General features: G+C 37.3%; 21 protein-coding genes. 7 read left to right on the top strand and 14 right to left on the bottom strand.

From position 1 onward, the window contains the following. Positions 1-584: 584 nt before the first annotated feature. The 3 genes from BN986_RS19215 to BN986_RS27160 form a co-directional block, all read right to left on the bottom strand. A complete protein-coding gene (locus BN986_RS19215; protein ID WP_040983176.1) occupies positions 585-1,763 on the bottom strand; it encodes an AI-2E family transporter in 1,179 nt (392 codons plus the stop codon). 81 nt (positions 1,764-1,844) lie between these two features. Further along, positions 1,845-3,752: a ribosomal protection-like ABC-F family protein gene (gene abc-f, locus BN986_RS19210; protein WP_040983174.1), complete on the bottom strand. Its 1,908-nt coding sequence runs from the start codon at positions 3,750-3,752 to the stop codon at positions 1,845-1,847. Positions 3,753-3,861: 109 nt separating this feature from the next. Then, a complete protein-coding gene (locus BN986_RS27160; protein ID WP_148417174.1) occupies positions 3,862-4,056 on the bottom strand; it encodes an RAxF-45 family protein in 195 nt (64 codons plus the stop codon). Between the two features lie 178 nt (positions 4,057-4,234). On the opposite strand from BN986_RS27160, the gene BN986_RS19205 reads away from it, so the two are divergent. From BN986_RS19205 to BN986_RS19185, 5 genes are all read left to right on the top strand, one after another. Then, positions 4,235-5,020: a helix-turn-helix transcriptional regulator gene (locus BN986_RS19205; RefSeq protein ID WP_052400947.1), complete on the top strand. Its 786-nt coding sequence runs from the start codon at positions 4,235-4,237 to the stop codon at positions 5,018-5,020. An 84-nt stretch (positions 5,021-5,104) separates the two neighbouring features. Further along, positions 5,105-5,461, top strand: coding sequence for a nuclear transport factor 2 family protein (locus BN986_RS19200; protein WP_040983172.1), 357 nt, complete (start codon positions 5,105-5,107; stop codon positions 5,459-5,461). Between the two features lie 12 nt (positions 5,462-5,473). Next, positions 5,474-5,905, top strand: a complete 432-nt coding sequence (locus BN986_RS19195; protein WP_040983170.1) for a VOC family protein — start codon at positions 5,474-5,476, stop codon at positions 5,903-5,905. A 706-nt stretch (positions 5,906-6,611) separates the two neighbouring features. After that, the gene (locus BN986_RS19190; protein ID WP_040983168.1) at positions 6,612-7,016 is read left to right on the top strand and encodes a DUF3592 domain-containing protein; all 405 of its coding nucleotides are present in this window, start codon (positions 6,612-6,614) and stop codon (positions 7,014-7,016) included. Positions 7,017-7,135: 119 nt separating this feature from the next. Further along, the gene (locus BN986_RS19185) at positions 7,136-7,978 is read left to right on the top strand and encodes an aldo/keto reductase (RefSeq protein ID WP_040983167.1); all 843 of its coding nucleotides are present in this window, start codon (positions 7,136-7,138) and stop codon (positions 7,976-7,978) included. A 113-nt stretch (positions 7,979-8,091) separates the two neighbouring features. On the opposite strand, the gene BN986_RS19180 is transcribed toward BN986_RS19185, so the two are convergent. Then, positions 8,092-9,138 (bottom strand): NADH:flavin oxidoreductase/NADH oxidase, encoded by a 1,047-nt coding sequence (locus BN986_RS19180; protein WP_040983165.1) that lies wholly within the window; start codon positions 9,136-9,138, stop codon positions 8,092-8,094. Positions 9,139-9,235: 97 nt separating this feature from the next. Here BN986_RS19180 and BN986_RS19175 point away from each other — a divergent pair, with 97 nt between their 5' ends. Both BN986_RS19175 and BN986_RS19170 read left to right on the top strand, forming a co-directional pair. Next, positions 9,236-9,649, top strand: a complete 414-nt coding sequence (locus BN986_RS19175) for a MarR family winged helix-turn-helix transcriptional regulator (protein WP_052400945.1) — start codon at positions 9,236-9,238, stop codon at positions 9,647-9,649. A gap of 275 nt (positions 9,650-9,924) precedes the next feature. Then, entirely contained in the window at positions 9,925-10,446 is a 522-nt protein-coding gene (locus BN986_RS19170; protein ID WP_040983163.1) for a VOC family protein, read from the top strand. Positions 10,447-11,029: 583 nt separating this feature from the next. Here the strand turns inward: BN986_RS19170 and BN986_RS19165 are convergent. The 10 genes from BN986_RS19165 to BN986_RS19120 all read right to left on the bottom strand — a co-directional run bounded on the left by BN986_RS19165 (position 11,030) and on the right by BN986_RS19120 (position 22,453). Continuing rightward, positions 11,030-11,971, bottom strand: coding sequence for an AEC family transporter (locus tag BN986_RS19165; RefSeq protein ID WP_040983161.1), 942 nt, complete (start codon positions 11,969-11,971; stop codon positions 11,030-11,032). Between the two features lie 69 nt (positions 11,972-12,040). Next, the gene (xylB, locus tag BN986_RS19160) at positions 12,041-13,552 is read right to left on the bottom strand and encodes a xylulokinase (protein WP_040983159.1); all 1,512 of its coding nucleotides are present in this window, start codon (positions 13,550-13,552) and stop codon (positions 12,041-12,043) included. Between the two features lie 238 nt (positions 13,553-13,790). Beyond that, positions 13,791-14,618 carry an ammonia-dependent NAD(+) synthetase gene (gene nadE, locus BN986_RS19155; RefSeq protein ID WP_040983157.1) on the bottom strand — a complete coding sequence of 276 codons (828 nt, stop codon included), beginning with the start codon at positions 14,616-14,618 and terminating at the stop codon, positions 13,791-13,793. Between the two features lie 157 nt (positions 14,619-14,775). Next, on the bottom strand, positions 14,776-16,227 hold the full coding sequence (locus tag BN986_RS19150) for a nicotinate phosphoribosyltransferase (RefSeq protein ID WP_040983155.1): 1,452 nt from the start codon (positions 16,225-16,227) through the stop codon (positions 14,776-14,778). A 39-nt stretch (positions 16,228-16,266) separates the two neighbouring features. Then, positions 16,267-17,043 (bottom strand): NUDIX hydrolase, encoded by a 777-nt coding sequence (locus BN986_RS19145; protein WP_052400943.1) that lies wholly within the window; start codon positions 17,041-17,043, stop codon positions 16,267-16,269. A 178-nt stretch (positions 17,044-17,221) separates the two neighbouring features. Then, positions 17,222-18,199, bottom strand: coding sequence for an electron transfer flavoprotein subunit alpha/FixB family protein (locus tag BN986_RS19140; protein ID WP_040983153.1), 978 nt, complete (start codon positions 18,197-18,199; stop codon positions 17,222-17,224). Positions 18,200-18,226: 27 nt separating this feature from the next. Continuing rightward, entirely contained in the window at positions 18,227-19,000 is a 774-nt protein-coding gene (locus tag BN986_RS19135; protein WP_040983151.1) for an electron transfer flavoprotein subunit beta/FixA family protein, read from the bottom strand. Between the two features lie 137 nt (positions 19,001-19,137). Then, positions 19,138-20,244 carry a YkvI family membrane protein gene (locus tag BN986_RS19130; protein WP_052400941.1) on the bottom strand — a complete coding sequence of 369 codons (1,107 nt, stop codon included), beginning with the start codon at positions 20,242-20,244 and terminating at the stop codon, positions 19,138-19,140. Between the two features lie 433 nt (positions 20,245-20,677). Then, positions 20,678-21,112 (bottom strand): aspartate/glutamate racemase family protein, encoded by a 435-nt coding sequence (locus BN986_RS19125; protein ID WP_052400938.1) that lies wholly within the window; start codon positions 21,110-21,112, stop codon positions 20,678-20,680. Positions 21,113-21,286: 174 nt separating this feature from the next. Further along, a complete protein-coding gene (locus tag BN986_RS19120) occupies positions 21,287-22,453 on the bottom strand; it encodes an NAD(P)/FAD-dependent oxidoreductase (RefSeq protein WP_040983149.1) in 1,167 nt (388 codons plus the stop codon). Between the last annotated feature and the right edge of the window lie 158 nt (positions 22,454-22,611).

Raw genomic sequence — 22,611 nt, 5'->3', positions numbered from 1 at the left:
GTTTCAGAAATAAAAAAAGTCCACACAGATATAATCGTCTCCTCTCTCATGAAAAAACGATTTACTGTGTGAACTTTATCTCCGACACAATCCTTAACTTGTCAATCAATACCTTATAATAAAATTAAAACGCTGTCAATAATTTAATTTTTGGTATTTGACCAGTGGAAACATCATGTTAATTACGGGCATTCATTATTTTCCTAAGTAAACCGCTTTTGATATGGCTTTTATCTTCATACCAAAATTTTAATAAAATAGCTCTTTCCATAAGAATGCCCTATTATTTAATAACCATTCATATTCTATTAAACCTTAAAAAAAGAAGCAGTAGACACACCTAATATTATCACAAAACAACATTTTGAGAATTTAAAAGGTATAAGCGAAAAAGTTATGATAAATGATCGTACATATTTTATATGAGTCGAGGGGGTTCTCGTGTAAAACAGGGCTCTTTATTTTTAGAACTTTTAAAAATGGCCTGTACTTCCTCATTTCACAGAAGTACGGGCCATTTTTAATCTTATTTTAATTCACATAAAAGGCTGCACACCTGAGCTCTCCATCTATCTAGCTGTTACTTACTCTTTTTGAACATTATTTTCCTTATCTTTCTCCGAATTCAAATCCTCTTCATACAAATGACTGCGGATTTTAAAGAACTCAAAGGCATGTGTCACAAATACTTTAAGAAGTGCATATCCCGGAACAGCTAATAAAATACCGACTACTCCAAATAAATTTCCTGCTGTCAGAATAATAAAAATAATAGTGATTGGATGTACACGTAGATTCCTTCCCATTATTTGTGGAGAAATAAATTTACCTTCAATAAGCTGCACAATGGTCCAAACAATGATTAGCTTGATAACCATAAACGGAGAAGTTACAATCGCAATGATTAAAGCTGGTGTGATTGCAATCGCCGGTCCAAGATAAGGCACAACATTCGTGAAGGCAGCGATTAACGCTAATACTGGCGCATATTCCAATCTGATAATGGTAAAACCAATGTACATAAGTACACCTATACAAAAGGCAACAATAATTTGTCCGCGAATAAAGCTGCTGATTTGATGGTTCATTTCCTTTAAAATAACAAACGTCGGCTGTCTCATAGACACTGGAAGAAATTTAAGAAAATATCCTGGCAGCTTCTCCCCGTCCTTTAATAAATAAAACAAGATAAACGGCAGGGTTACAATCGCTAAGACAATTTCTGTTACAGCCCCAATGACACTGCCAATATTGGAAAAAGCGCTATTCACAATATCAAGCGAGCGATCTGATATTTGCGTCGCAAACCCTTGCAAATCAATATACTCCACTAATTGAAATTGATTAACAAAATTCCCGCCAACAAAATCATTTACCATCGTCTCAATATCTGAAATAAACGGCGGCAGACTTGTTATGAAACTGGTAATCTGATCTCTTAAAAATGGAAAGACAGAGCTGATTAAGATTGTTAAAATTGCGATAATGATCAGGTACAACCCAAAGATAGAATAGATTCGCTTCACATTTTTCTTTTCAAGATAATTAACGATTGGGTTCAACAAATAATATAAAATCGCTGATAAAATAATTGGCAGTAATACCGTTTTTAAAAGCACCACAAATGGCGTAAACACAAACGAAATATGCGTGAAAATAAGTATATTTAAGCCAATTAACAATAAGATGACTAAAAATACAACAAAGCGATTATTTAAGAAAAAACGTTTAAATAAGTCTATTTTATCGTTAACGGATTTCAACGCGGCACCTTCTCTTCTCCTTGTATTTCTAAGTTACTTTTATTATATCGCAAAAAACGCCAGGAATCTCTACTCAGCTCATCATTTTTTTCCTTTATTCTCTAAAACTAGCAACTTTTCATAGGCATTTTGTCTTTCATTTTCTTTATTTTCCTTTTGCTCTTGTAACTTTTGCAGTTCTTCTATTACTGCTATCCCGGTCATGCTCAACTCTATAGCATGAATCTCTGCTTCTAACGTTTCAATTTGCTTTTCCAGCTTCTCTATCATTATTGACGGATTTTCTATGGTTCTATACGATTTTTTCGTTTTTTTATCTGGTTTTTTATCAGAGGAAGAGACTGCTTCCTGTTTTTCTACTAACTGCTCATTCCGTTTTTCCTTGGCCCAAGAATAATTTCCCAAGTACGTAGATATTTGTTTATTTTCTATCCAATAGAGATAATCAAATTGTTTATCTAAAAAATAACGGTCGTGACTGACAGCAATCAAGCTTCCTTCAAATCCTTCCAGCGTCTCCTCTAAAACTTCCCTGGAATCAATATCCAAATGGTTGGTCGGTTCATCAAGAATCAGCGTATTGATGTCCTGATGCATCAGCTGTGCTAAGCGCAGACGCATTTTTTCACCGCCGCTCAGCTGTGTTACTTTCCGAAAAACATGCTCTCCGTAAAACAGAAACTTTGCCAGAATATGTCTTGCCTTTCCTTCTGTAACGGAAATCGCTTCACGAAACGCTTCAAGTACCATCTGATTCGGGTCATTATCATGAAACACATGCTGTGACAGGTAACCGAACTTTACATTGCTGCCAATCATGACTTCTCCTTGATCCGGAGTTAAATTACCAAGCATCAACTGAATCAGCGTTGATTTACCTGTTCCATTTTCTCCAATAATGGCAACACGATCCTGATAACGGATATGCATATCTACATTGTCAAAAAGCAGCTTTTGCCCAAATTGCTTCCGTACATTCGTCATCACAACAACATCCTTGCCGCTCCGGTCCGAGCTGTCCAATTCCATTTGCATCTTTTTCCGGTTTAACTGCGGTTTATTTATTTTTTCCATCCGCTCCAGAGCACGTTCCATATTTTTTGCCCGCTTATGCAACCCTTCATTGGGTGGATTAGCCCGATTCGCCCATTCTTTCAAACGTTTAATTGCTTCCTTCATCTTCTTTATTTTTTTCTGCTGTTCTTCATAGGCTTGAAATTCCCTAAGCAAACGTTCTTCTTTTTCCTTCACATAGCCAGAAAAATTCGTATGATACACAGCAAGTTCTCCATCTTCTAAATCTAAAATGCTTCCTGCGACCTCATCCAGAAAATAGCGATCATGTGAGATAAGGACCACCGTTCCCTCATAGTTATTTAGAAATTCACCGAGCCATTCCACTGCCTGCAGGTCTAAATGATTGGTTGGTTCATCTAAGAGCAGTAAATCTGGACCCTGGAGAAGAATTTTTGCTAAGCCGACCTTTGTTTTTTCTCCTCCACTAATTTGTTCAAAAGGCATCTGTAACAAGTCATTAATTTGCAATCCGGTCGTGATCCGGTCAATATTTGCTTCTAATTCATATCCGCCAAGAACCGTGAAACGCTCCTGCGCTTCTCCATATACCTTGATATTGACAGTCATTTTATCTTCTGATTCCGGATTTTGCATCGCCCTCTCCAGTTTTTTCATTTGTTTTTCCAAAGCTACTATTTCTTCGTTAGATTGTTTCAGCACATCAAATACAGATATTCCTTCTCCCGACTGAGGTATCTGTTCTAAATAACCGATAGTCGCAGCTTTCTTCCAATGAATATTTCCTTCGTCCGGTCTAGTGATTCCTGCCATTAACCGTAATAATGTCGTTTTGCCTCCTCCGTTTCTTCCGACAATACCGATGCGTTCCTTTTCTTTTACTTCCAGTGATATATCTTCAAATATGATATTTCCGCCATACATTTTCTTTACCTGATTCATTTGACAAATCATTTTTATTCTCCTTTATCTCCACTGCAGAAGATAAAGACAGCAAAAAGCACACAAAGAGCGAACCTCTCTGTGTACTTTCAGACTTCACTTTATTTTCGTTAGCCGTACTTTATCCGATGCAGAGATGCTTTTTTGTTTTCGTATTTGCTATTAAATTGCTAAAAAAGGACAGACGTATCCCGTCAGCTGCAAATACCGCAAATTTCGCACGGCAGTAATATAAGAATTCCATCCAGTCTCCGCACGATTTCCCAAGTCCTAAAAACATCTCTACACCTCCATTTCTTCCGTAAATTATATTCATTATATAGAATTTTTGTGCTTCATGCAACATTTCCCAGTTTGATGTTTGTATGATTGCCTCGGAATATTAATTATTGGGAAAAAAGAGAAAAACCCCTAAAAAATAATCTAAAATTCTAAATTTATAGTTAGTTATTTTCGTATTTTCAGCTATACTTTTACTGAGGGAGGCTTTAAAAATGATGACACCTGGTAAAACAGTGCAGGATTCTATTTTATTTATTCAGCAAAATTTGGACAAAGATCTTTCGCTCACCGTACTTGCTGATGAAGCAGCTTACAGCCCGTATCATTTTTCCCGTATGTTCAAAAACCAAGTTGGCGTGTCTCCAATGTATTTCATTTCCAGCATGCGTCTGCAGCTTGCCAAAAAATTATTATTAGACACAGCATTTCCAATCCGGGATATCGGCCTTGAAGTTGGTCAGCAAAGTCTGGGGACCTTTACAACACGCTTTACCAACAGCATTGGAATGACACCAGCCTCATTTCGTGCGTCTCTACAGCATCCTGAAGAGTATATGACAACTTTAAAACAGGATAGACAGCAAAATACAAGAACAAATTCTGCTTCTTTTCAACAATTATCCGGATCCATTCATACAGAAGAAGCCTTTAACGGTATTATTTTCGCAGGTTTATTCCCAAAACCTATTCCTGAAGGTCTGCCTATCCGCGGTACCTTATTAATGCAATCTACTTCTTTTCACATAACGAATATTCCTGTTGGCACCTATTTTTTGATGGCAACTGCTGTTACATGGGAAACAGATTCCAAAAAAATTCTTCTTCCTCATGAAACATTACGGGCACGCCATCCCTATCCGATTAGTATTGATGGAAAACGTCCATTGCCTGAAATTCACCTTATCATGAGAAAACCAGAAATTACAGATCCGCCCATACTCATTTCTCTTCCTTTACTAATGAAACATTTCTTGCAGCGTTCACCTATTTCGCATTAATTTTTAAGATTAAAGCAATCGAGAAGAAACCTTGGTGGATAGCTGTTGCTATACTATTGATAAATAAGAAAGGAGTGTAATGAGTTGTCCATTTCTAAACAACAGATAGAAAAAATTAATACTGCCTTCGCAAAGGGGGATATGGATTTTATTTTTGATTTAGCTGCAAAGGATATTGTCATGAATGAGGTTGGACATGGTATCACCAAAGGAAAAGCTGCTTTCATGGAAAAAATGGAACCTATGCGGGGTTATAAAGCAGAAGTCTATCAAGTGTACCGGACCTTGATCGATGGGGATACAGCTGTTGTTGAAGGCGAAATGCAGTTTACTAATGAAGATGGACTTGTAACCTATTATTTTAATGATTGGTATACTTTCAAGAATGAGAAATTAAAAAATGTAACTGCATACATGATTAAACAAACTCAATCAAAATAGGAGGAGAATACAATGCCAACAGGAGTATATGCATATATAACAATGGATGGTACAGGGAAAGAAGCCATCGATTTTTATAAAAATGCACTAGAAGCTAAAGTTTCAGGAGTCCAAACATTTGGTGAATTACCTGAGAACCCGGAGTTTGCTCTTCCAGTTGAAGCAAAGGACCGTATACTGCATGCTCAAATCCAAGTAGGAAATACGTATTTTATGTTGTCTGATACTTTTCCAGGTCAACCTTTTGACACAGGTTCACAAGTGAATGTCTGTGTGACTTTAGAAGATGCTGTAAAATCCAAAGATGTCTTTGACAAATTAAAAACTGGCGGCAAAGTGCTTATGCCGCTTCAGGAGACACACTGGAGTCTGTCTTATGGACAGGTGCAAGATAAATTCGGCATCACCTGGCAAATCTCAACGAACCTGGAGGAATGCATGTAATTGCGTGTTCAAAAAGTCCGATAAATAGTACCAAGAAGTTCAAGGCGACTAGCAAAATCCAAACGGAACGTATGCCCTATGATACGTGAGTAACGGTTTTGGTGGGGCGAATAATCGCAGTCCCCATTGGAATTTGCTAGTCAACGCAGAAATTCGCCGCGTCATTTTTATTGGAATTTTTGAACATCCTCTGTAAATCAGCTTTTAAAAAAGATAGAATCAAATATAGCTTATTTCTCTCTTATCGAAATTTGATAAGAGTTTTTTATTTAAAACAGAATTTTCCTATCTATATAAATTGAATTAATAAACCTATTTTTGTGCTTAAAAAGGTTGTTCAAAAAGTCAAGGGATTTATTTTGGGTTTAAGCACAGTAACCAGCGGAGGAAAAACACGGAGATTCCTATGGGAACAGGGCGAGCTGAAGATCCACTTGAAAAGCGGTCTTCTTTTCAAGTTAGCTGAAGCCATCCCCATGGAAAGCGGAGTGTTTTTCCGCAGCGAATGTCTGAGGGTAAAATATTAATTTCAAGTTATATACTTTTATATACATAAATAAAATTCACTGTCCGTTTTGTATAATAAAGGAATTTGAAACTCTACAACTCCAATGTTTATTGGCTAAGGACTACAAACCTTATATTGCCTATAATAGTTAAAAAATGTAATAATAAATGGAGGCTTTTTTGAAATATATGAAAAAGGATGAGTAAAACATTGATTTTTATCGGTTTATTATTATGTGCTATTGCTCTATTTGTTATTATCATCAAGGTAAAGACTATTTTAAATGGAAAATTAGTGGAAGGAAAAATCGTAGGTTATGTGCGTAGTGCTAAAGGAACCCATGGAATGGTTAGTTATAATTATAAAATTTTATTAGAATATAACGAAGAAATGTATTATGTGACTTCGATAGATTCATTGACTGGTACAGATGGTGGGATACCGAGAAAAAATTTGGGCATGTATTGTAACGTCTATTTTAACCCGAAATCCCCGGAGAAGAGAGTTGCTATAAAAGGTTTTCGCAAACTGGAATGGATTGCTTTTTTTCTATTTTTGATGGGTTTTTTCATGATTATAATTGAATTGAATTCGATTCTTTAATCCAAATCGTGGTGGATACAATACAGAAACAATCGAACAGCTCTAAAAAATCAAATTGTTTGAATTTTCCACAGCAGAAAGGTAGGATTTGAGTATAAGTGAAAGGAGAGTATATACAGATGACAAATCACATTCCAGAAATCACATTACATGACGGTCTTCAAATTCCTTCTGTCGGCTTTGGTACGTATAAGTTAAAAGGAGAAAGTGGTGCGCAGGCAATTAACCATGCCATTACTAACGGTTATCGTCTGCTGGATTCCGCATACAACTATGAAAATGAAGCTACTGTTGGAGAAGCAATACGCAGAACCTCTGTGCCACGAGAGGAGTTAATTGTTACATCTAAGCTTCCTGGACGTTACCATCATTATGATGATGCCATTGTTACGATTCAAGAATCATTGCTTCGGGCAAACTTAGATTATTACGATCTATATCTCATTCACTGGCCAAATCCAATTCAAGATAACTATGTCGAAGCTTGGCAAGCCTTAATTGATGCAAAGAAATTTGGCTATGTCCGTTCCATCGGTGTATGCAACTTCTTACCGGAACATTTAGAACGTCTTAAAGAAGAAACAGGGATCTTACCAACTGTGAACCAAATTGAATTACACCCGCTGTTTAATCAGGAAGAGCAGTTAAAATTCCATGCAGAGCACAAGATTGCAACAGAATCATGGAGTCCTTTATCCAGAGCAAGTGATTTGCTCCACGATGAAACATTACAAAAAATTGCTGATCAGCACAACAGAACCATTTCACAAATTATTCTCCGCTGGCATTATCAGTTAGGAGCAATTGCTATTCCTAAATCAGCTACTCCATCCCGTCAAAAAGAGAATATCTCTATCTTTGACTTTGAATTAAGTGATGAAGAGGTTGCCATTATTAACAACCTCACAAAACTAGATGGACGTTTGAAAGATCAAGATCCAGCTGTATATGAAGAATTTTAATAAAACGAAACTTCATACGTACGAGGAAGAGAAGACGCCTTCCACGAAAATATTTATACACATGGGGCTGTTGTACAATCAGGCAACCGATTGTACAACAGCTCTTTTATTTCTTATCTTATTCCCCTTTCATATTGAGCAGGCGGGTTGACCTTACGTGTTAATTGTTTCTCTGCATGCAGACTCCAGTATGGATCGTTAAGCATCCCTCTTGCAATGGCCACAAGTTCTGCATCTCCATTGGTAATGGTTGCTTCTGCCAGTTCAGGATTGCTTAATTTCCCAACAGCGATAACTGGAATATCTAATTGATTTTTAAGCGCACGTGCAAAAGGCACCTGATAACCTGGTGTGTTTAGCGGTTTGCGTTCACCTGGAGGGCCTTCCCCGCCACTTGAAACGTGCAATATATCTACACCCGCGCTTTTAAAACGTTTTGCCATTTTAATAGCGTGCGGTAACTCGTAACCACCATCTATATACTCCATAGCAGAAATGCGCATGATCAATGGCATATCTGCCGGTATTACTGATTTAACCTCTTTGACGATTTCTTCTCCAAACAGTGCCAGGTCTTTTCCATATTCATCTGTACGATTGTTGATGCTTGGTGACATGAATTGGTGCAGGAGATACCCATGCGCACCATGCAATTCGATCGTATCAAAACCAGCTTTTACCGCTCTTTCAGCAGCGTGCTTAAATTGCTGAACGATTTCCTTGACCTCTTGGTTTGTCAAAGCTTTTGGCGGTTTAAGTTCTCCGTTCTTCGTTTCCTCTGGTAAAACTTCTACAGGTATATCAGAAGGCCCTACAGGCTGGTCGGCATCTTCTGCTTTTCTTCCTGCATGAGCAATTTGAATTCCAACCTTCGTATCGTACTTTTTAATTTCATTAATAAGCTGTTGATAATGTGGTATTTGTTCATCTGACCATAGTCCAAGATCTTCATTGGTAATACGTCCCTCAGGGGTAACACTAGTCATTTCCATAATAATAAGACCAGTTCCTCCTACCGCTCTTGAGACATAATGAACAAAATGCCAATTATTTGGAGCGCCATCCTTTTTTATGACGGAATATTGACACATCGGTGACATAACAATACGATTTTTCAGTGAAAGATTTTTAATGGTGTAAGGTTTGAATAAATGACTCACATAAAATCTCCTTTTCAATTTATTTGCGTGTGCATACATATAATATAATTTATGTTATAATGATGTCAAACTATAAGATTTAGAAAGGGTTATCATCATGAATAATAATGAGTTGTTCTATGCTTGGATTAATTTGACCAAATATCACGACCGTATACTAAAAGCAATGGATTTCACACTTCAGGATCAGTACCAATTAGGAATAAAAGAGTTTTACCTTATGTACTACTTGGCACATTCAAAACAAAAAAAGATGCGTTTATCAGAATTAGTTCCTAAGGTAGGCCTTAGTCACAGCGCTTTATCACGTTTAGTTACAAGGCTGGAACGGTATCGGGGAGAGCCGTTGGTGGAACGTCAAAAAGATACCAGTGATAAAAGATCGGTTGATATTTTTCTTCTTGAAAAGGGGGAACAATATATTCAAGAGATGCAGTCTCTGATTAGTCAAAGCTTGCAAAAACAAATGAGCGAGAAAGACATGCAAAATATAAAAAGACTTGTTGATTAAGAAGACGATAACTGATTTCAAATGCAACCAACGAAGTCATTCATGTTTCAAAGCTTTTATCACAGTGTAACTGGCTGTAAGTGACAAAGGTGTTTCGACACGCCGTCGCGAACATAGCCTTTGATCCTTATTCAGTGGGGATGATAAAACCCACTGAATAAAGTTTCAATTTATTACTTGACTATGAAATAGCATGGATTTAATATGTATGCACACGCAAATATAATGAGTTGATATACATGTTTTGAACACGAAATAAAAGGAGCGATTATATCATGGCAAAGTTAACACGCGGTATTGACCACGTAGGAGTAACAGTACCAGATGTGGAAGAAGCTACTATGTTTTTTAAAAAGGCTTTTCATGCAAAAATTTCTTATGATAATAAGAAATTAGGCGATGAACCGCAGCAGGGAGAAGATGTTGAAAAAACATTAGGTCTTAACAAAGGTGCTAAAGTTATTCATATACGTATTCTTTCTTTTGAAAATGGTTCCGGTATAGAGCTTTTTCATTTTAAAGATACCGAACAAAGAGAACCTGTTATTGCTTCTGATCTTGGTGTGCAGCACCTCGCATTTTATGTTGATGATATCCAGGAAACAGCGAAGCATTTTGTGGAAGCAGGTGGAGAATTATTAACAGAACCAGGTGAGCTATTAGGTGATGTAGAAAACGGAGCGGGAGAATTTGTTTATGGTCGCGCACCATGGGGGATGATAATTGAGTTAATAAGCTATAATCCAAATCAATTAGATTATCCTGAAGATAGTGAAGCCAAAAGATTTACACCATAAAATGGATCTACATGTCCCCATTTTCGTTTGAAATCTTGTATGGAGTGCATTCGTTTTGATAACGATGCACTTGAAAATATATAAGTAGGGTGTGTTTCATTTTAATAACAAATAGGAGTGTGTTAAAAATGACAAAAGTTGCAGTGTTAGCAGGATCGTTACGAAAAGAATCTTTTACCAGAAAGTCGCGAAAAATATGTTCTATCTGATCAAACATCTATTGGTTGAGTTGTTTTCCACGTATAGAATACCTCACTAGCGGAGGCGGACCGTTTTGACTCCTGAGGGATCAGCACCATCTGAAGATCCACTTTTGCCAAGTGCTCTTCTTGGCAAAAGTTAGCTGAAGAGCGTGCCCCTAGGAAAGCAAAACGGTCCGCCGCAGCGGTGCCTTACACCTCACCTTCTATTCTCGACCAAGGAAGTTATCAAAGGAACGTTCAACTCCTGTTTCTATAAAAATAAAGTTACTTTTTTAACGTACGAAAGTTGAGTAATATTAAAAAGTATAATTTTGATGTAAAGGTAATTCCCCATTCAATCAATCGTTATCAATGAATCAGAAATATTCCATTGACCGAAGCTACATTAGCAACAAAAACACTAAATAGACAATCGGAATACTGACCACCGATAGGAGTGTAGAGAAAAAGACAACCACTGCCGAAAATTCCATGTCTCCCCCATATACTTGGGCATACATGCTTATCGTTGCCGGACTTGGTGTCGCGGAAAGCAAACATGCTATCATAAATAATTCAAAAGGAAGGTTAAATAATAACAACGGCAGAAAAAAAACAATGGGGTACATAAATAACCGGATAAACACAGCAATATAAACAAAAATATCCTTCATATACACAATTGCTTTAGAAAAAGTGACCGTCGAAATCATCATGCCAATCATAATCATGGATAAAGGCACGGTCATCTGGCCAATAGTTGCTACTGGTTCTATGATAAAAGCGGGAATCTGAACAGGAAAGATAAATAACACAAAACCAATTATTGTTGCTAAAAAGCCGGGATTTTTTAAAATAAACTTTGCTTTCGAATCAGGGAGCTCTTCCGGATTCATAATATAAATCGCATATGTCCACATTAAAACGTAATAAATAAGATTAAATACCGAAGCAAAAAGAACTCCTTCCTGCCCAAACAGCTGCAAAATAATAACCATGCCGATAAATCCCTGATTCCCAAACAGGATCACATTTTCAAATACTGCCCTTCGATTTATTGGCAGCGTTAATTTTCTGGTAATAAACCGGCTTAAAAAAAGGGTCCCTCCCATAATATAAATGGAAAGGACAAACATAATAAGTGCACCGTAGGCTTGTTCATATTGGAAGGGCATATGCATAGAACTAATGATAAGACAAGGTAAAGCAATATATAATAATAATGTTGTAAACGCACGCTGACCATGTTCAGAGATCAGACCCTTTCGTCTTATAATCCAGCCGATTGCAACAATAACATAAAGAGAACCAATCTCGTATGCTAGTGTAAATAATGTATCCATGCCCTTCCACCTTCCTCTTTAACATACCATTACAGATTATTCATAAGGTGGGAAACATGTGATGAATAACTACTTTTCATCATTATTTCGATAGTTCATTAACTTCTTATTTATTTGGTTTGTTGAAGCATAAACAGATTGATATAAAGTAAAAAGCTCCTTATACTTCTCTACATTTTCCGGGACAGGATCGACTGTTTTTGCATCCTCTAGAAATACAGAAGCGCATTCTTGCAGAGATTCAAACCATCCCGAACCATAGGCAGCCAACATCGCGGCACCCATTCCAGGGCCTTGCTCGCTGTTTGGCTTAATTACCGTCGCATTAAATACATCTGCCTGTATTTGCAACCACATGTCACTTTTTGCACCGCCTCCAATGGCGATGACGTTATCAATAACTTTTCCATTCTCTCTAAAAATTTCTAAAGATTCATTTAAAGAAAACGTAATTCCTTCTATAATAGCTCTTGTAAAATGTTTGGTTTCATGAGAACTGTCGACTCCAATGAAGCTGCCGCGGATCGAAGCGTCTACATGAGGCGTACGTTCTCCCACAATATAAGGTGTAAATAAAAGTCCGTTTGCCCCAATGGCTACATCATTCGCTTTATTTAATAAATCATCAAATTCTATTTTCTCCGCAAAAGTATCTTTAAACCATGATAAACTGTGACCTGCAGCAAGTGTTACTCCCATCGTATAATAAGCATCAGGAGCAGCATGATTAAAATAATGTACCTTTCCCTCAAACGATTTATCTCCAGCGCCTTCATAAGATAATACAACGCCTGAAGTGCCTACGCTGGCCATTGTTTTTCCTTGTTCTAAAATACCTGCACCAACCGCACCGCAGGCATTATCGGCTCCACCTGCAAACACGCTTATTTCTTCTGGTAACCCTGTCTTCTTTACAATTTCCTCATTGATATTTCCAACCGCTTCATGTGAAGGAATTAGGGGAGGACACAGATCAGGATCAATATCCAACGCTTCACAGATTTCCTTGCTCCACAATCGTTCCTCAATATCTAATAATAGGGTGCCTGCAGCGTCCGAATAATCCATATGTAATTGGCCAGTTAAACGAAAACGCAAATAATCCTTTGGCAGTAAAAACAGCTTTGCTTTTGCATAATTTTCCGGTTCATGCTTTCTAACCCATAAGATTTTAGGTAATGTAAATCCTTCTAATGCAATGTTTTTTGGTATTTGCAAAAGTGTATCTTTTCCAACACGCTCGGTAATTTCTTGGCATTCTGCAGTTGTACGAGTATCATTCCATAAAATCGCCGGGCGAATAACATCCTTTTGTTCATCTAATAAAACAAGCCCATGCATTTGTCCAGAGAAGCTGATTCCTTCAATATCAGACAGATCTCCAGAAAAACTTTCTGCAAGCTCTGAAAGACCAGCTATGGTTTGCTCTACCCAGTCTTCCGGATTTTGTTCGCTATACCCTGCTTTTTCTTGCATTAATGGATATTCCTTCGATACCTCTTGCACCACTTTTCCTTTCTGATTCACTAAAAGCAACTTTACAGCACTTGTCCCTAAGTCAACACCAATAACATACTTCATTTTGTGATCACCCTTTCTCTAGCTTATAAGAAGTTCTAAAATAAAGAAAACTTGGCATTCGCCCAGCCTTTTGCGAATACCTTAGTTGGGACTGGGGCTGCGATTACTCGCACCACCGAAGAGCTTTTGCGCTTACTCGCCCATCAAAACCGTTACACTTATATTTTATTCCTTGAATTCTTTATACTCCCTCTTAAAGTGGAAAAAAGACGAATACAAGACCCGTCTTCTCTCCCAGTTATTTCCACCAATCATTATAAACAGAGGCAATCGGCTCCCGTTTATGCATGGTTTTGATATAGTGCCCCTCAATGACTTCTCTCGCTTCCTGAGACACTTCTTTTCCTTCTAAATAATCATCCACTTCTTCATACGTGACACCTAATGCTTCTTCATCAGCCAGTGCCGGCCGGTCATCTTCCAGATCGGCAGTCGGCTTTTTCAAATAGAGGTGTTCCGGACAACCTAATTCTTTCAATAGTTGTTTTCCTTGGCGCTTATTTAACCCTTCCAGCGGTACAAGATCACATGCACCATCTCCATGCTTTGTAAAGAACCCAGTAACTGCTTCAGCTGCATGGTCCGTACCTAATACAAAACAATTATGCATTCCCGCAATGCTATATTGTGCTTTCATACGCTCTCTTGCTTTTTCATTTCCTTTTAGAAAATCACTAATAGCAACTCCTGCATCACGTAATGATTTCTCACTTGCATCGACAGCTGCTTTAATATTAACCGTCAGCACTTTTGTAGGTTGAATAAATTCAATTGCATCTGCTACGTCATCCGCATCACCTTGTCTTCCGTATGGAAGCTCGACGCCAATAAATTGATACGTATTTCCTTCCTGCTCCTCATTCAATTCTTCAATCGCCAATTGAGCTAATTTCGAAAGCAAAGTAGAATCTTGTCCACCTGATATTCCTAGAACGAAGCCATTCGAAAAACTAAATTTCCGCAAATAATCCTTCATAAAATCAATACGGATGCGAATCTCTTTTTTGGGATCAATTTCAGGTTGTACGTTTAATGCTTTAATGATGGTTTGCTGTAATTCACCCATTCCTAAACACTCCTTTATTAGAACTCCATATCCACCTATTTTTGTGAATCGGCAGTTTTTTCACGTAGCGCACGAAAATTTCACTGTAATAAAAAGCTGCTTGGTATTTTATCCTTTTGTGCAAGCATCTATCCTTTTTTAATAAAAACGAACGATTTTAATCTTGTTTTATTTGCTTCTTCACACTTTCAATATGCTCCATCTTACTATTCCATAGTTTTATACTTAAATCCACAGGGTATTCAGCTGGATAGTTTGTACGTTTATATTCATCCCAGAAAAGCTGAAGCTGGTTCTTTGCATAGTTTTGGACATGCAGCAGACTAGGACATTCGTAGACAATTTCTCCATCCACTGAAATATCTTCATGAAGATTCACTGCATCAAAATTAGAAACCATTTTCTTATAATACGTATGAATAGGATGGAAGAGCATAATTTCCTCTTCCTGATTAGGATCTTCATCCTCTAAAGTCAGATAGTCACCTTCTGTATGATGGTTCCCTTTATTAATAATCCGATAAACTTTTTTCTTCCCAGGGGTTGTCATTTTTTCCGGGTTGCCAGACAGTTTAATGGTATCAACCATTTCCCCATGTTCATCTTCAATGGATACAAGCTTATAAACGGCTCCAAGGGCTGGCTGATCGTATGCTGTAATCAATTTTGTTCCAATTCCCCACACATCAATTTTCGCATGCTGCGCTTGAAGACTTGCAATGGTATATTCATCTAAATCATTCGAGACATAAATTTTTGCATCCGTAAATCCAGCTGCATCCATCATTCTTCTGGCTTCCTTCGATAAATAAGCTAAGTCGCCGCTATCAATCCGAATCCCTTTAAAATTAATGTTATTTCCTAATTCCTGCGCTACTTTAATCGCATTGGGTACGCCTGAATTAAGTGTATCGTATGTATCTACTAAAAAAACACATTCACGATGACGCTCTGCATATTTTTTAAAGGAAAGATATTCATCACGGTAAGCTTGAACCATCGAATGCGCATGGGTTCCTGATACAGGAATTCCAAATAATTTCCCGGCACGAACATTACTAGTTGCGCTAAAGCCGCCAATATATGCTGCTCTTGTCCCCCACACCGCTGCATCCATTTCCTGTGCTCTTCTTGTACCAAATTCCATTACCGGCTGATCTCTGACCAACTGTCTAATACGAGAAGCTTTGGTTGCAATAAGTGTTTGGTAGTTCACAATATTTAATAAGGCCGTCTCTAACAACTGTGCCTCTGCTAACGGTGCTTCCACACGAATAATTGGCTCATTTGCAAAAACAACCTCTCCTTCACGCATCGATTTCAAAGAGCCTGTAAACCGAAGATCACGTAAATAGGCAATAAAATCATCTTTATAACCCAGCTCTTTTAAATAGGTTAAATCTGATTCACTAAAGCGAAAATTATGCAGATACTCAATAACCCTTTCTAATCCGGCATACAACCCGTAGCCATTGCCAAAAGGGAGCTTACGAAAATATAAATCAAACACAGCATTACGATTATGAACACCGTCATACCAATAGGTTTCCGCCATATTTATTTGATAAAGATCTGTATGTAGCATTAAACTGTCATCTATATAATTCATTTCTGATTTCCTCCTGTGGTTTATACGCTTTCTATTTTATTACCAAATAGATGAAGAAACAACATAATCGTTAAATCGATATAATTGGGACGGCCGGAATGAATTCCGTTCCGTTTTCTTTAAGTTTCCCTGAAGATCGACAACTTTTTCTAAAAAAGGTAATTTCGGAGCTTTTCCAAAAAATACAGATGTGTTTGTAATTCTGGAATGGTTCGATACAGTCATCAGAACACGCTGCAATTCAGATAGCGTAAACTCCTTGGGCAGAAAGTTTTTTGCAATGGTTGAATGAAGCATATCCCATTCAATTAAAGCAATAGCATCTGCAATGATTTGTTGGTGATCAAATGCTAAAGAAAGCTGCTTTATTTCTTCTAATGAGAATAACTCCACTTCTGCGGCATCATCTGCTGCTGCTCTTTTTTCAAGCTGAAATTCCGGCACAATTGCATAATGGGCATTCGATATAATCCAACCGCGAGGATCTCTTCCCCACGTATCATATGTCCCAAGATGTTTCAGAAATACATTTTCAACTCCTGTTTCTTCCTTTAACTCCCGTGCGGCTGCCTGTAATGCAGATTCCCTTCTTTTTGCATCAACAAACCCGCCAGGCAAAGCCCATTTATCCGCTTCAATATTAGGCTTACCTTCAGCATCTATTTTAGCCCGTTTAATTAGTAAAAGCTTCAATCTTTTTTTAGGAGGTTCTTTTTTACGCTGTACTGCTTCATCATTTTTTTCAGAAACAATGGTAAACACTGCAATATCACTTGTATAACCATCTGGTGTAGTATACTTCTTTTTTCCTCCCATTATATATTCACCTCCAACAGAGAGCAAGATAAGTAATTTGTAATTTTATAATTACTAAATATTATAACTAAATGAATGGAGGTGTCAACTGTTGAAGATCTGGAATTATGTCAATTAAAAATGGGGGTGCACGTAAAAGAGGCGCCATATATGAAAGCACCTCTTTTTCTTAAAATACTTAGGAAGTGACAAGCATTTTCTTAAATTCCTCTTCTAATATTGGGATAACTTCAAATAAATCACCAACAATACCATAATCTGCAATATTAAAAATATTTGCTTCCGGATCTTTATTAATCGCCACAATTACTTTCGAATTAGACATCCCTGCAAGATGTTGGATGGCTCCTGATATCCCAACCGCAATGTATAAATCAGGGGTAACCACTTTACCTGTCTGTCCGATTTGCAAGGAGTAATCACAATATGCAGCATCACAAGCGCCACGTGATGCACCAACTGCTCCTCCTAATATATCAGCTAGTTCATAGAGTAGTTTGAAGCCGTCAGCACTTTTTACACCACGTCCACCAGCTACAATCACATTTGCCTCTGATAAATCTACACTTTCAGATGCTTTGCGGATTATGTCTTTAACAATGATGCGAAGACCTGCAATATCCACTTCTTTCGTCTCTACTTTACCAGTTCTTGATTCATCTCGTTCTAAGGCCGGAATATTGTTAGGTCTTATCGTTACAAAGGAAATTCCATCTGTAATAATTTTCTTTTCAAATGCTTTTCCAGAATATATTGGTCTGCTAAATATGACATCTTCTTCATCTGTTTCAATATCTACTACATCTGATACCAATCCTGTTTCTAATTTACTTGCCAGCTTGGGGGTTAAATCCTTTCCTATCGAAGTATGTCCCATGACAATTCCATCAGGGGATTCTTCTTTAACAACAGCTAAAATAGCCTGACCGTAACCTTCAGATGTATAATTTTTTAGATTTTCATGCGTTATTGTTACAGCCCGATCTGCACCATAGTAGATTAATTCATTAGCTAAAGCATCTAAATTATCATCTCCAATGACAATCCCAACAATTTCTTTATCAGCGTTTATTTTTTTTGCCGCTGCAATTGCTTCAAATGATACATTACGTAATTCCCCATCTCTTGTTTCACCAATTACTAGTATTTTACTCATTTTATTTCTCCTTTCCTTCTACTGTATTTACAGTACTTTCTTTTCATTTTTGAGTAGAGATACTAATTCTTGTACTTGTCCCTTTACATCCCCTTCAAGTATCCTTCCTGCTTCTTTCTCAGGAGGTAAATATATATCGATTGTTTTTGTCTTTGCTTCTACATCGTCTTCATCAAGATCAAGATCGTCTATTTCCAATTCTTCTAATGGTTTCTTCTTCGCTTTCATAATTCCGGGAAGCGATGGATAACGGGGCTCATTTAATCCTTGTTGGCATGTTACTAAAATAGGCAGTGCTGTTTCTATTATTTCTACATCACCTTCCATATCTTTTTCAATGTTTACCGTATCTCCATCGATTTCAAGACTCGTAATGGTAGTTACATAGGATATCTCCAAAAGCTCTGCAAGCCTAGGCCCGACCTGACCGCTGGCTTCATCAATAGCAACATTGCCAGCTAAGATTAAATCAGCCTCTTTATTTTCAAAAAAAGCTTCCAGGATTTTCGCTGTTGTATACGGATCTCCTTCTTCCAAATCTTCTTCCGTATTAATTAATACTGCTTTATCAGCGCCCATTGCCAGAGCAGTTCTCAGTTGCTTCTCAGAATCTTCGTCACCAATCGTAATGACAGTAACTTCTCCACCATGAATATCCCGTTGATTAATTGCTTCTTCCACCGCATATTCATCATAGGGATTAATAATAAATTCCGCACCTTGATCTTCAATTACTCCGCCAGTTACAGAAATTTTTTCCTCTGTATCGAATGTCTTTTTTAATAGTACGTAGATATTCATGTATTATCCTTCCTTTCAAAATTATGATTACGAGGTACATGGATAGGTTTATCATCGCCGAAATCCTTTGTCGTGCTTTTTTTAGGTATTCTTTCCGGGAAAAGCACCGCGATAACGTTCCTTTTCTTCTGTTCCGTTTATTTAATATTTTCCTTCTCCTCTTCGTACAACATATCCGCCTGTAGTCTGGATTCTTGAATCCGGAGTCTAAACATATTAACTATTATTGCTCCAAGTAAAATTAATCCCAAATATCCAATCAATGGGAAAATTTTATTAACCAGATCGGTAAAGCCAACAAAGCCAAATACATAAGCAATAAAACAAATGACAACTACAGCTATTCTATATTTTAGAGTCCCCACCTGGATAAAACGGGCAGTAAAAGAGTAAAACATAGGAACCGCTGTATTAAAAATCATCAATAATATACCGATGGATGCCAAAAAGCCGATAATCGGTGAAATCTTAGCGGCCATCATCAGTGTCGGAATATCAGTATTTTGTAATGTATCGATATTTATATAGAGAGCAAAGCTCATAAGCGTGATCAAAAAGGCAAAGACGATACCACCAATAATAGCCCCGGTTCTGGCCGCTTTTTTATTTTTTTCAGTAGTACCAATCACTGCGATAATCGGAAAACCTATTGCAACGACCAATGATACGTAGTTTAGAGCACTCCATAACCAATGGGAAGTCGCTGAAGGCTGGGAGAGTGCAATACTATCTTGTTCAGCAATGGTAATATCACTGGCAGTAATCATAGAATAGGACATTATAATAAAAATAAGTGTCACCATATACGGACTGACTATACTTATAACTGAGATTATTTTTTGCGTATTAAGAAATAGCGTCAAAATCACAAAAATCATTAATAATAACCCGCCGACTGCTGGAGATATACCATACTGCTGTAAAAAAAGGGATCCACTTCCGGCAATCATGACTACTCCAAATCCAAACATAAAGAAGATAAGCAATATATCCGCAACGATGCCAAGGTATTTTCCACAAATATGGTAAACAGCTTCTTTATGAGAAGTAACATGTAGTTTTTGACCTAATTTTATAATTTGATAGGCGAAAAAAGGTAGTAAAACAAAAGCAATAACTAAATTTAGAATCATTCCCCAGATCCCAAGACTTGTAAAGTATTGAATAACTTCTTGCCCTGTAGCAAAGCCTGCTCCAACAACTAAACCCAGATAGGCACCAGCAATGCGAAGACTATTTTTCATATTTAACATCCCCCCCTATAAACACATCTGAACCAAATTTAGCGCACATCGGTTCATCTTGACTTATGTTCTCCTGTACCTCTTTCTCATCGCGTTTTAGTTTTCTAATGAAGATGGTTTAGTCGTGATAATGAACAACTTTTTTAATCGGACTATTCAAAAATTATCTAAATCCACCCCTTTGCCATGACAGCGCTCTCTTTTTGATATGTGCTTTTTATTAACAAAATACCCTTGTATTGTTTTATTAACTGTTGTTCTATATCGAGGGACACTTATATAGAACAAATATGATAATAAATTTCTTCTGTCGCCTATGCTCTTTGTACAAAACGAATATTTGATTTCCTCTCCGAATAATTCGGATATTCATCATACAAAGTAAAAGAAATTCTCTTGTATTACGCAAGAAATGCTTTTTCAATAATATGATTCATTCCATATTTAGATGATTAAATAAAACCATGATATGGTTTATGACTAGTAGAATGGTGAACCAATTAATTAATGTTATAAAGTCATAAACAGGGAGCTGTACATGACTTTGTATATCCTTTGTATACGGTGGTAAATCACTACATTCTAATAAAACAGCTCCAATATCCGGATTCTTATATACTAAATCAAGAGAAGCTGTAACCACTTCTTGCCTTACTTTTGCATGATTAAAAGATCCTCTATTTTCTATAATCACAGAAAACTCAGATAAATAACTTAAATCGGCTATGATATAAGACTTTGAATCATATACACCACAGTTTTCAAATAAATTTTTCTTCATACCTGCAGCATATGCTGTTAATATTCCAATTTTTTGATTTAATTTCAAGCCTGTTTTAACCCATGGAATCTTAATAAGGCTGGACAAGTATACTGGTATATTAACAGCTTCTTCTACCTATTTTTGGTGATTTCAAAAACTCACATGCTGAAGAAATGGCACGGGCGCCCTCTTCTTCCAGCTCCTTGGCTGTTTTAACAACATTTTCAAGTATCTCGGGATCTCCATTGAAACTTTCATATTAACTCTGGAACAAGGCGATTACACAATAGCCCCCTCGGTAACCAGTTTTCTTTCAGCAAACCGCTCAAAACGAAGTGGTGTTAAATCGATAGTCTCATACTCTCCGGTACGTATCAGCTCAGATATTCCCTTTCCAACTGCAGGTGCCTGCTGCATCCCATGCCCGCTAAAACCGACAGCCATAAAATATCCACCCATTTTGGGATGCTCTCCGATAATCGCATTTTGATCCTCCGTATTATGACTGTATATTCCTGCCCACCCTCCAGTAATCTTTGCCCGTTCAAAATTAGGTACCCGCTCCGCCAGTATCGGCCACAATTGTTCTTCAAAAAATGAACGATTCCACTTGAAATCAATGCCCGGCTTTACTTTTTCACCATATCCGGTAATGATGGATGTACCCTCATGGCGAAAATAAACTCCGGTGGGGTCCACCGTTAATGGCAGCTCGTTTTTTAGCGGCTCAGCAATCTCAAATTGAATGATTTGTCTTTTAAGAGGGATGACCGGGATGGGTAATCCTGCACTTTCACTTAAACTTGGAGCCCATGGGCCGGCGCAATTAATAACGATGGGAGCTTCATACGTATTCCCATTTTTCAATTGGACGCCTGTCACTTTACCTCTATTTGATTGTATCTTTTCTACTTCTTCATACATGTAGCTTGCTCCAAGTTCCCTTGCTTTACGAGCATAACCTTGCATGACTGAATAAGGATCCAGATACCCGTCTTCCGCACAATAAAGTCCCCCCTGCAAATCTGCATTATGCAGCTCTGGAATTATCGACAATAAATCTTCTTTTAACAGCAGTTTAGAAGGGACACCATAGCTCTGCTGCATCTCCATTTGTTTCTTTAAATAATCAAGATTTTCATGTTTAGCAAGAAAGAGGTACCCCCTCTGTTTAAAATCAATTTCTGCCTTTTCGTCCCCTACTGCCATATCCTCTGCAAATGTTGTATATTTTTTCAGCCCGTATCGGCCGATCTGTACATTAATCCCTGTAGTAAATAATTGTCTGATCCCGCCAGCACTTCTTGGTGTTGAAGCAAATTCATACAATTTATCCTTTTCAAATACTGTAATTTCGCCTGTATATCCATCATTTAATAAATTATAAGCAATACTCGACCCTATCACACCACCGCCAACGATAATAATATCAGTTTTATTTGCCATAATAATCACCTCTTCATTATGTTGTAAGACAATTCATAACTATAATTGTGATTAGTTATACCGTATTATATTTATGAATTATATAGACAAAACGCCTAAAAATAATCTGTTATTTCCCTACAATAAAAATACTTTATATCTACGTAAGGAGAGTGATG

It is taken from the genome of Oceanobacillus jeddahensis, assembly GCF_000750635.1.
GTDB classification, from domain to species: domain Bacteria; phylum Bacillota; class Bacilli; order Bacillales; family Amphibacillaceae; genus Oceanobacillus; species Oceanobacillus jeddahense.
This window is presented reverse-complemented; position numbering and strand designations above follow the sequence as displayed.